The 10,779-nt window shown below is 73.3% G+C and carries 7 protein-coding genes; all 7 read right to left on the reverse strand.

Going from position 1 to position 10,779, the window contains the following annotated elements; genetic code table 11:
• Nucleotides 1-28: 28 nt before the first annotated feature.
• The gene (gene hpnH, locus MXD60_RS02130; RefSeq protein WP_248817101.1) at nt 29-1,033 is read right to left on the reverse strand and encodes an adenosyl-hopene transferase HpnH; all 1,005 of its coding nucleotides are present in this window, start codon (nt 1,031-1,033) and stop codon (nt 29-31) included.
• Nucleotides 1,034-1,562: 529 nt separating this feature from the next.
• Nucleotides 1,563-3,518 carry a 4-hydroxy-3-methylbut-2-enyl diphosphate reductase gene (gene ispH / locus MXD60_RS02135; RefSeq protein ID WP_248817103.1) on the reverse strand — a complete coding sequence of 652 codons (1,956 nt, stop codon included), beginning with the start codon at nt 3,516-3,518 and terminating at the stop codon, nt 1,563-1,565.
• Between the two features lie 32 nt (nt 3,519-3,550).
• Complete coding sequence (shc, locus tag MXD60_RS02140; protein ID WP_248817106.1) at nt 3,551-5,677, reverse strand: squalene--hopene cyclase; 2,127 nt, start codon at nt 5,675-5,677, stop codon at nt 3,551-3,553.
• Between the two features lie 182 nt (nt 5,678-5,859).
• Nucleotides 5,860-6,876, reverse strand: coding sequence for a polyprenyl synthetase family protein (locus tag MXD60_RS02145; RefSeq protein WP_248817108.1), 1,017 nt, complete (start codon nt 6,874-6,876; stop codon nt 5,860-5,862).
• On the reverse strand, nt 6,873-8,519 hold the full coding sequence (gene hpnE / locus MXD60_RS02150; RefSeq protein WP_248817109.1) for a hydroxysqualene dehydroxylase HpnE: 1,647 nt from the start codon (nt 8,517-8,519) through the stop codon (nt 6,873-6,875). The genes MXD60_RS02145 and hpnE overlap by 4 nt, the downstream gene beginning before the upstream one ends.
• Nucleotides 8,516-9,430 carry a presqualene diphosphate synthase HpnD gene (gene hpnD, locus MXD60_RS02155; RefSeq protein ID WP_248817111.1) on the reverse strand — a complete coding sequence of 305 codons (915 nt, stop codon included), beginning with the start codon at nt 9,428-9,430 and terminating at the stop codon, nt 8,516-8,518. Before hpnD ends, hpnE begins: the two co-directional genes overlap by 4 nt.
• Nucleotides 9,427-10,422 (reverse strand): squalene synthase HpnC, encoded by a 996-nt coding sequence (gene hpnC, locus MXD60_RS02160; RefSeq protein WP_248817113.1) that lies wholly within the window; start codon nt 10,420-10,422, stop codon nt 9,427-9,429. Before hpnC ends, hpnD begins: the two co-directional genes overlap by 4 nt.
• Between the last annotated feature and the right edge of the window lie 357 nt (nt 10,423-10,779).

Consider the following 10,779-nt stretch of genomic DNA (forward strand, 5'->3'; position numbering starts at 1 on the left):
GCCGCCGTGACGGCGGCCGCCCGCGGAATCAGGCTTCGCGCACCGCGCGGATCGACTCCTTCAGCGAGCCGATCGTGGCGAGCACGGCCGACGTCTCGTACCCGCAGTGCGCCATGCAGTTCGCGCAGCGCGGGTCCTTGCCACGGCCGTAGCTGTCCCAGTCGGTGGTCTCGACGAGCTCCTTGTAGGAGGAGACGTACCCGTCGCTCATCAGGTAGCAGGGCTTCTGCCAGCCGAACAGCGAGTAGCTCGGGATGCCCCAGGCGGTGCAGGCGAGCTCCTTCTTGCCCTCGAGGAAGTCGAGGAACACCGGCGAGTGGTTCAGCCGGAACTTCTTGCGCCGACCCTCCGCGAAGACCTTGCCGAACATCTCCCGGGTCTCCTGGACGGCGAGGAAGTGCTCCTGGTCGGGAGCCTTCTCGTACGCGTAGCCCGGGGAGAGCTGGATCTGGTCGACCTTCAGGTCGTCGTTCAGGAAGGTCAGGATGTCGATGACGTCCTGCGGGCTGTCGTTGTTGAAGAACGTCGAGTTGCTGCCGACCCGGAAGCCGGCGGCCTTCGCCGCGTGGAAGGCCCGCACGCACTCGTCGAAGGTGCCCTCCTTCTCCACCACAGCGTCGTGCCGCTCGCGCAGCCCGTCGATGTGCAGGACGAAGGTGAAGTACGGCGACGGAGTGAAGTTCTTGAGCTTCTTCTGCAGCAGGAGCCCGTTCGTGCAGAGGATCACGAACTTCTTGCGCTTGACCAGCTCGTTCACGATCTCGTGAATCTGCGGGTGCATAAGCGGCTCACCGCCCGCGATCGCAACGACCGGCGCGCCGCACTCCTTGACCGCAGCGAGCGCGTCGTCGACGCTCATCCGCTGCTTCAGGACGGACGCCGGATGCTGGATCTTCCCACAACCCGTGCAGGACAGGTTGCAGGCGAACAGTGGCTCGAGCTCCAGCACGAGCGGGAAGTGCTTGCGACGCAGCAGTTTCTGCTTCGCCAGATAGGTACCTACACGGAGCTGGTACCGCCACTCGACCGCCACGGCGTAGCTCCCCTCTCTTTGGTCGCCGGTGATAACCGATGATCGCTGCACTGACCATACAGCCTGTACGTACAGCCTGCATGTGGATCGAGCGATGAGCTGTCGCACAGCGGTGTCCGCCAGGAGACCGAATCCGCCAGGCGACAGGATGCGGACAGGAAATGGACATCATCGGAGCAGGTCAGAGCCCCGAAACTGGCCGGCGAAGGCTCGCCGTCGGCTCCGCGTCGCCGCCGCCGGACCACGACGTTCGACGATGCGTCGGAGGTGTCGGGACGACCCCCGTGCGGAACCGCGACCAAGCCAGGAACTTCCGTGGGTTGGCCGACAAGCGACCGCTGTTCACTACTGAGAGTGACACGATGTCGAGCCAGCCGCGAATCGGCCTCGCCGGCCCTGGATCCCGGCGGTGCGCCGGCTCGGGCGCAGGGAGCCGCGTCCCGTCCCGGGATCCAGGGAGCACGGTGGATCGGGCGACGCGCTGGCTGCCGCGGGTACCAGGACTCGCGTGACAGCCGGGGACGGTGTTTTACGAGGAGGCCGCGGTGCCCTGTCCGGATGCCGTCGCCGTCGCCGTCGCGGCGTCGGCCGCCGCCCGGCGCAGTTCCTTGGGCAGGTTGAAGGCGACCGTCTCCCGGCCGACGGAGCGCACCGTCACCTCGGTGGGACCAAGGCCGGACAGTGCGGCGGTGAGTTCCTCGACCAGCGCCGGCGGGGCCGACGCTCCGGCCGAGATGCCGACCGTGTGCACGCCGTCAAGCCAGGACAGCCGCACGTCGCCGACGTTCTCGACGAGGTGGGAGGCGACCCCGTCGCGGCGGCTGACCTCGACCAGCCGCACTGAGTTCGCGCTGTTCGCCGACCCGACGACCAGGACGAGCTGGGCTTCCTGGGCGACCCGGCGGACCGCGTTCTGCCGGTTCGAGGTGGCGTAGCAGATGTCGGCCGAGCCGGGCCCGACGATGCTCGGGAACCGGTCCGTGAGGGCCTCGACGACCTCGTCCGCCTCGTCCATCGCCAGCGTCGTCTGCATGAGGTACGTGACGCGCTGCGGGTCGGGGACGTCCAGGGCGGCGACCTCGGCCGGAGACTGCACGAGCTGGATGCGGCCGGGCGCCTCGCCGAGGGTGCCGTCGACCTCCTCGTGGCCCGCGTGGCCGATGAGGAACACGGTGTCACCGCGCGAGGTGAAGCGGCGGGCCTCGGTGTGGACCTTCTCGACCAACGGGCAGGTGGCGTCGATCACGGACAGACGCCGGTCGCCGGCCTGGTCCCACACCGCGGGTGCCACGCCGTGGGCGGAGAACACGACGGTGGCGTCGGCGGGGACCTCGTCGAGCTCCTCGACGAAGACCGCGCCACGGGCCGCCAGATCCGCGACCACATGCGAGTTGTGCACGATCTGCTTACGGACGTAGACCGGCGCGCCGTGCAGCTCCAAGGCCCGTTCGACGACCTCGATCGCCCGCTCGACCCCGGCGCAGAACGCCCGCGGCTCGGCCAGCAGCACCGTACGCCGCCCGACCGCCGCGGCCCACGCACCGATCGGCGGCCCGAGCCGGCGCATCGTGCGCAGCCCGAGGATGCCTCGGCGGATCAGGTCGAAGTGGCCGAGGGGTTCGTCCGCGGTGTCGACGATCACCCGGACGGCGGCGAAGGGGATGTCGCCGACGCCGGCGGCGAGCGCCGCGCTCTCCATGTCCACCGCGACGGCGCCGGTGGCGGCCAGCCGGGTCCGCTCGTCACCGGTGGCCAGCTTGGGCACGGTGACGATCGGGCCGACATGCACGGTCAGGCCGAGGCGCCGCAGATCGCCGGCGAGCAGCGGGGCGGACGCGCAGCGCGCGACGACGGTCCCGTCGGCGGAGCGGATCTCGGTGGCCACGACGATGTCGCCGGGCCGGATGCCCGCCGCGAGCCCGCCGGACAGGCCCACGATCGCGGCGGCGTCGGGCCGGGCCTCACGGACCAGGCGAGCGGCCTGGCCCGCCCGCTCCGGCCCCATCCCGGTCCGCACCATGACCGTGTCCGACGGCAGGCCCGACCGGCCGGCCGCCATGGCCTCGAAGCGCAGCGCCGCGGCGACGACGAGCCGGGTCCGGCTCCGGCTCCGGGTGGCGGCGGGCCGGGTCGCCCCCGCCGCGCCCGCTGGATCCAGGATCACCGACTCCGCCCCCGCGGGCGCCAGGCCCGGGGACTGCTGACTCGTGGTGCACACGTCGGGGTGCGCCGGGACAGCCGTCCCGGCGGGGCCGGGGGCGGTCACGGTGGCGGTCGCGAGCCCCGCGGGGTGGGCGAACTGGCCCGGGGCGCGGTCCGCACCGGCGGGGCCGCCGCCGACCGGTGCCGTCGACCGGCGGGGGGCCGCCGCCGCCGTGGGGACGGAGGGCGACAACGGGTCCTGGGCGGGGAGCGCCGGGGATCCCCCCGCCGGCCGGGACGCCCCGGCCGGCGCGCGGTCGCCCGGGGCGGCGCCGTTGGCCATGGTTCCCTCACCACCGGGGGATGCGGAGGTGTTCACAACGCGGTCACCCCGGCGAGGCTCACGTACCGGCCGAGTGCGGTCAGCGGGAAGACCAGCCGGTACAGGTGGTAGTTCAGCGAGAAGTCCCACGGGAAGCCGGTGCCGGTGAAGTAGGGCTCGTCCCAGGTGCCGTCGGACCGCTGGGTGTCGCACAGCCACCGGACACCGCGCTCCACGGCCCGGCTGTCCGGGTCGACGGCGAGCAGCGCGAGCAGCGCCCAGGCGGTCTGCGAGGCGGTGAGCGCGCCCCGGCCGATCCAGGCCGGATCGGTGTAGGAGCGCAGGTCCTCGCCCCAGCCGCCCTCGGGCGCCTGGTGTTCGAGCAGCCACCGCACGGCGGCGACGATCGCCGGGTGGTCGGTCGGCACCCCGGCCGCGATCAGCGCGGGCACGACCGCGCCGGTGCCGTAGACGTGGTTGACGCCCCAGCGGCCGAACCAGGATCCACCCGGCTCCTGGTTGTCCAGCAGCCACTGCACCGCCCGCTGGGTGATCGGGTGATCGGAGCGGCCCAGGTCGGCGAGCATCTCGACGAGGTGGGCGGTGACGTCGGCCGACGGCGGGTCGACGACCTCACCGAAGTCGCAGAACGGGATCTTGGTGGCGAGCAGTCGGACGTTGTCCGCGTCGAACGCCCCCCAGGCGCCGTCCGACGAGCGCATTCCGACGCTCCAGTCGACCCCGCGGGACGCCGCCGCCCGGATCGCCGTGGCCAGCGCCGGGTCGGCCGCGGCGACGGTGGGCCGGTCGGCGTCGCGGTGCTGCTCGTTGTTCGGGGCGACGTGGCCGCCACCGAGCAGCCGGCGCAGCGCCAGCACGACCTCGGCCGTGTCGTCAACGTCCGGGTAGAAGTCGTTGTCGAACTCGAACGCCCAGCCGCCGGGGGCGAGCTCCGGACGGCGCACCGCCCAGTCGCCGGCGACCCGGACCTCCTCGTCGACCAGCCACTGGCCGGCCTTCACCATCGCCGGATGGTCACCGGCGACCCCGGCGTCGGCCAGGGCGACGACCGCGAGCGCGGTGTCCCAGACCGGCGACTGGCAGGCCTCGATCTGGCGGATCGGGCCTTCCGGGGTGTCGCGGCGGATCACGTAGCGCTCCATGCCGCGGAACGCGGTGGCGATCACCGGGTGATTCAGCGGATACCCCATCAGGTGCAGCGCCATGACGGAGTACACCCACGGCGGCTGGATCCCACCCCAGCAGCCGTCGGCCTCCTGACGGGCGACGACCCACTCGGTGGCCCGGCGCAGCGCCAGGGTGCGCAGCAGCTTGATCGGCTTGCGCTCGTACCGGTGCAGCAGCTTGTCGAGCCGCTGGAAGGCACCCTCCCAGCTACGCAGCGGGGCCGGCGGGCGCTCGTCCGCGGGCACCTTGAGCTCGTCGATGTCGAAGCCGAGGTCGTGCGCCGGCCGCAGCGAGCCGACGATCGTCAGCGCGACGATCGTCTGGCGGGCCCAGCAGGCGAAGTCGTAGACGTTCAGCGGGATCCACGACGGCAGGAAGATCAGCTCCGGCGGGATCACCGGCACGTCGTCCCACGACCACTGACCGAGCGCGGCCAGCCAGATCCGGGTGAACACCCGGGAGGCGTGCACTCCGCCCATCTCCCGCACCAGCCCGGCGGCCGCGGCCATGTGCGGGGCGTCCATCGCGTCGCCGGCGAGGCGCAGCGCGATGTAGGCCTCGATGGTGGTGGACAGGTCGACCGGTCCGCCGTAGAAAGTGGCCCAGCCGCCGTTGTCGAGCTGCTGCGACCGGATCCAGCGGGCGGTCTGCTCGGTCTCCTCGACGCCGCGGATGCCGAGGAACTCCTTCATGAAGAGGTCCTCGGCGTCCATCGTGACGTTGGTCTCGAGGTCGCCCTTCCACCAGCCCTCGTCCGACTGCAGGGCGAGCAGGTGGTCCCGGGCCCGCTCGGTGGCGAGCCGCGCGGTGACCTGGCTGGGCCGCGCGGGCGGGGCCGTCGCGGTGTCGCCGGTCGTCACGCCCGTGGGCAGCGGCGGTGAGGACCGGGAGATCCCGTAGGCGTCAGCCGTCGCGGGCACCGGGATGGTGGGCCGCATCGGGCTCTTCTCGGCAGTCGGAGCAGCCGGGGACGGGTCCGAGGTCAGGCTCATCGACGACTCCCCTCGTCGTACGGGCGATGGTCTAGAGGACGATCAGCGGGTTGATCGCCGAGCGGTCCGGGGGCGTGGCGGCCCGGTGGATCACCGTCCGGCCACCTGGTCTCACCCCGTCCCGGCGCGGGCCGGCGGGTGGTCCAGGCGGCATGAGCGCCTGTGGACACCTGCGGCCTCCCTCAACGATCGCGCTCGGTCACGAAGCGGGCGAGGGCAAGCAGTTCGGCCTCGACCTCCGCCGGCATCGACAGCGAGCGCAGCACGTTCTCACACGCCTTGAGCTGGCGGTCCGCCTCCGCGGTGGTCCAGTCCCGGCCGCCGGCCCGTTCGACCAGCTCGGCGATGTGGGCCAGCTCCGCCTCGGTGGAGTCGCCCGTCGAGGTGAGGAAGGCGCGCAGCTCGTCGGCCGCGGCACCGCCGGCTTCCAGCGCAACGACGACCGGCACCGACTTCTTTCGCGAGCGCAGGTCCGACAGCACCGGTTTGCCGGTGACGGCCGGGTCGCCCCAGATGCCGAGCAGGTCGTCGATGAGCTGGAAGGCCGTGCCGAGGCGCGAGCCGTACTCCGCGAGCGCGTCGACCGTCTCCTGCGGGGCGCCGGCGAGCACCGCGCCCAGCGAGGCCGAGCAGGCCAGCAGCGCGCCGGTCTTGCCGTCCTCCATCCGCAGTGTGTCCGCGACGGTGACGTCCGAGCGGTTCTCGAACATCAGGTCCTCGGCCTGGCCGCGGACGAGGTCCTGCACGCCCTGGCTGAGGATCAGGGCGGCCCGCCGGGCGGGTTCCCCCTCGATCTCCAGCAGGATCTGCACGGCGAGGCCGAGCAGCGCGTCACCCGCGAGGATGGCGCCGTCGGCACCGAAGACCGTCCAGGCGGTCGCCCGGTGGCGGCGCTCGGTGTCGCCGTCCATCAGGTCGTCGTGCAGCAGCGAGAAGTCGTGCACCAGCTCGACGGCGACGGCCGCCGGCAGGCCGACCTCGGCGGACGCGCCGGCCGCCTCGGCGGACAGCAGCGCCAGCGCGGGACGGACGAGCTTGCCTCCGCTGCCCGTCAGTGGCTCGCCGGCCGCGTCCACCCAGCCGCGGTGGTACGCGACGACGTGGCGAAGACGCGGGTTCAGTCGATCCACCACGGCGCGCAGCGCCGGCACGGTGAGGGTCCGCCCCCGCTCGATCGCATCCGGAACCGTCATGGTCATACCGGGTATCCCCCTGTGGATGAGTTCCCTTGCTGACCGGTGGTCACCGGTGTTTCGGTGGCCACCGCGTTCGCGCCTCGTGGATCCGGAAATTCCGACGAATCCGATGCATACGGTGTTGCCGTAACCGCCTGATCCGGCACGGCACGCGCCGGCACCCGTCCGGCACTCGCCGCACCCCCGGCGACAGTCCCGGCCAGCTCACCCACGACGACCCCCATACCAGCCAGGCTCTCACGGGCCGCAGTGAGTCCGCTACGCACAGCCGATTCCATGGTCGCCGGCCACTCGGTGTCGGTGTACGTGCCGGCCAGCGCAAAGTGTGGCAGGCCGGTCGCCGCACCCGGGCGCAACGCGAGCGAACCGGGCGTCTGGCGGAAGGTGGCCGTGCGTTCCCTGGTCACGAAGACCTCCAGCGGAGCCGCGGCGCGGGCCGCCGGGAACAGCCGGGCCATCTCGTCGATGAACATGGTGCGCAGCTCGTTCGCCGGCCGGTCGATCCACGGCTCCGCCGCGGACTGCGACAACGCGAGGTACTGCGCGCCGGGTGGGCCGGACTCGGCCAGGCCCGAGGAGATCGTCCGATCGAAGATCCACTGGATGGGTGAGTCCACGACCGCGAGAAACGGCCCTTCGATGATCCGGCGAGGGTAGATCATATGCACGTTGATGATCGGGGAGTCACCGAGGGCCCGCAGCTTCTCGGGATCCGCGGTGGCGCCCGCGGGCAGCAGCCCGGCCGCCGCCGGCGCCGGCACGGCCAGCACCACCGCGTCGGCGCGCAGCACGCCGGACTCGTCGGCTCCGGGCACCGCCTCGCCGCGACTGGTGCCACCCGAGGTGACGGCGACCTCCCAGCCGCCGTCCGCCGCGGTGATGGACCGGACCTTCACCCCGGTCCGCACGTCGGCGTCGGCGGCGGTCAGGACCGCCATCGCGGCATCGCCGTGCAGGCGGGACAGCGGCACGTCCGCCCAGCCGAGATCACCGGCGTCGGCGCCCTCCAGCAGGCCGGTGCGCACGACCTTCGCCGCCAGGCCCAGGGACGCCTCCGCGGCCGGCACGTTCAGGGTCGCCACGGTCAGCAGCTCCCACAGCGCGCTGGTCGCCGCCGGGCCCTGGCCGTGCTCGGAGAGCCAGGCGCCGAACGAGCGCCCGTCCACCGCCGGCGAACGCTGGTCGAGCCGGCCGAGCGCGAACGCCGCGAGACCGGCGCGCAGCCGCTCCACCAGCGGCAACGCCCGGTAGCCCAGCAGCGCCGGGGCCAGGTGCAGCGGCGCGGGCAGCCGCACCGCGGTGCGCCGCAGCCGGGTGCGGGTCAGCGAGCTGCCGATCAGCACCGGCACGTCGAGGCGCGGCTGCAGCGTCGTCAGGTGCTCCACGCCGAGGCGGGCCAGCAGCCCGCGGTAGGCGGTGCAGCAGCGCATGAACACGTGCTGACCGGTGTCGATCGTCAGCTCGCCGCGGCGGAACGACGTGGTCGCGCCGCCGAGGCGCGGCCGCGCCTCGAGCAGGGTCACCCGAACGCCGCTGTCCACGGCGAGAAGCGCCGCGGCCATCCCGGCGAGCCCACCCCCCACGACGACCAGATGCGGGCGCGCGCCGTCCCCGCCGGCGGCGGTCTCGAGTGCCCCGGCGCTCATGCGGCGCTCGTCTCCGGCCGGCCGGCGAGGCTACGGGCGGCGACGACCGCCTTCTCCCAGCCGGGCAGCGCGAGACGGCGGTCCAGCACGGCGGCGGGATCATCCTTGATCCGCCGGTTCAGCCGGAAGTAGATGCCGGCCATCGCGCCGCAGCAGGCAGCGCTACGCCGGTCGAGCAGGTCGAGCAGCACCATCCCGCGGCCGTACCAGTCCTCGGCGCGCTGCGCGCAGGAGCGCAGGTAGCCGAGCAGCTCCACCTGCGGGCCGCCGAGACGGCCGTCGTCACCCACCACGAGCTCGACGCCGGCGGCCTTCAGTTCCTGGGCGGGCAGGTAGATCCGACCGCCCAGCAGGTCCTCCCGCACGTCGCGCAGGATGTTCGTCTGCTGCAGCGCGACGCCGAGCGCGTCGGCGATCGCCGGCGCGGAGCCGTCGGAGGCGGCCCGCTCGGTGCCGAAGATGCCCAGCGAGAGGCGGCCGATGGTGCCGGCGACAAGTCGGCAGTAGCCGACCATGTCGTCGAAGGTCTCGTACGTCCGGCCGTGCACGTCGCTCTCGACGCCGTCGGCGAGCTCGATGAACGCCTCCAGCGGGATCGGGAAGCGCCGGGCGGCGTCGGCGAGCGCGACGTACACCGGGTCGGTGGAGCTGTTCTCGCCCAGGTTGTTCACCTCGGCGCGAACCTCGGCGAGACCGGCGAGCTTCTCGTCATCGGGCAGGTCACCGTCGCCGATGTCGTCGAGGCGCCGGGACAGCGCGTAGACGGCGCTCAGCGCGCCGCGCCGGTCCGGCGTCAGCAGCCGGATGCCGTAGGAGAAGTTACGGGCCGCGTCGCGGGTCAGCGCCTCGCAGGAGGCGTAGGCCTCGGCGACGGTCGGCCGGCGGCCCGGGATCGGCGTCGGGGCGCTCATCGGCCCTCTCCCTTGCCCGAACGGCTGCCGGCGGCACCGGCCGCGCTGATGGCACTGGCCACCGCGGCGGCCGTGCTGGCTGCCGCGGCCGACCCCGGAACCGCCGAACGGGCCAGGGCGACCAGCGCGAAGCCCGCCATCCGTGGCTTCGGCGCCTTGGGCGGGCCGCCGAGCACGTCATAGCCGGCGCGGCGGATCGCGTCCAGTGCGGAGCGCCCGCCGCCGACGAACCCGGCCAGCGCCAGTCGCAGCCGGCCGGGAACCATCGACACCAGCGGGGCGCCCTGGTCGATCACGGTGCGCGCCCGGGCCACCTCGAACGCCATCAGGTGACGCACCGCGGGTCCGGCGACCTTCGCGCTCAGGTCCGCCTCGGTGACCCCGAAGGCGTCGAGGTCCTCCAGCGGCAGGTAGATGCGCCCGGCCGCGAGGTCCTCGGCCACGTCCTGCCAGTGCTCGACGAGCTGCAGGGCGGTGCACACCCGGTCGGAGAGCACGACCCGGTCCGGGGTCGCCAGGCCGAACACGCCGAGCACCATCCGCCCGACCGGGTCGGCCGACAGGGTGCAGTAGCGGACCAGGTCCTCGAACGTCTCGTACCGGGTGACCAGCTGGTCCTGGCGGTTCGCCTCGACCAGCCGCTCGAACGGTTCGGCGGGCAGGTCGCAGGCCCGCACGGTGGGGGCGAGCCGGCGCAGGACGGGCAGCTCGGGCTCGCCGCCGGCCCAGATGAGGGCCAGGTCGGCGCTGAGGTGGTCGAGCAGGGCGAGCCGATCACCGGTCGCCTCGTCGCCGATGTTGTCGACGAACCGACAGTAGGCGTACAGCGCGTTGAAGTGGGTGCGCACCGCGGCGGGCAGGACGGCCGGCGAGACCGGGAAGTTCTCCGCCGGGGCGAGGCGCAGCAGCTGCTCGGCGGGAGTGGACAGTCCGGTCGCGCCCGACGGCGCAGGCGTACGTGGTGGGCCGGTTGGGGCGTCGATGGCGGTCATACGCCTCTCCTTCGATGACGGTCTGCGCTCCGGGCGCGGTGGGCCGGGTTCGTGGTCTCCCCGAATGGCGAGCCCGGCGCCGGGAACCCGGGCTACCCGAGGTTCGTCGGGTTGCGCGCTGCTGGCGCCCGGGGCCGCCCGGCTGGCGGCCCGAACGCCCGATCGCACCGGATGGTCATGGGCGCGCCGCACAAACCTGGTGGACAGGTCCGGACGGACCGGGAGTCGGAGCCCGGTCCCGGGCAGAGCGCGCCCGGTGGCACCGCCCGCGGGGGCGGCGCGGAGGCGGCGACCAGGGTGCGTCACCGCCCCCGCTCCGGCGCGTCTGCCGGGGGCGGCCCCCGCGGGGGGCCCCGC

This window comes from Frankia sp. AgB32, from assembly GCF_023243045.1.
In the GTDB taxonomy this organism is placed as follows: Bacteria; Actinomycetota; Actinomycetes; order Frankiales; family Frankiaceae; genus Frankia.

Excerpts from the sequence above, each read along its gene's own strand:
- hpnD (WP_248817111.1), bottom strand. The coding sequence starts at position 9,430 with ATGAGCGCCCCGACGCCGATCCCGGGCCGCCGGCCGACCGTCGCCGAG.
- hpnE (WP_248817109.1), bottom strand. The coding sequence starts at position 8,519 with ATGAGCGCCGGGGCACTCGAGACCGCCGCCGGCGGGGACGGCGCGCGC.
- MXD60_RS02145 (WP_248817108.1), bottom strand. The coding sequence starts at position 6,876 with ATGACCATGACGGTTCCGGATGCGATCGAGCGGGGGCGGACCCTCACC.
- shc (WP_248817106.1), bottom strand. The coding sequence starts at position 5,677 with ATGAGCCTGACCTCGGACCCGTCCCCGGCTGCTCCGACTGCCGAGAAG.
- hpnC (WP_248817113.1), bottom strand. The coding sequence starts at position 10,422 with ATGACCGCCATCGACGCCCCAACCGGCCCACCACGTACGCCTGCGCCG.
- ispH (WP_248817103.1), bottom strand. The coding sequence starts at position 3,518 with ATGGCCAACGGCGCCGCCCCGGGCGACCGCGCGCCGGCCGGGGCGTCC.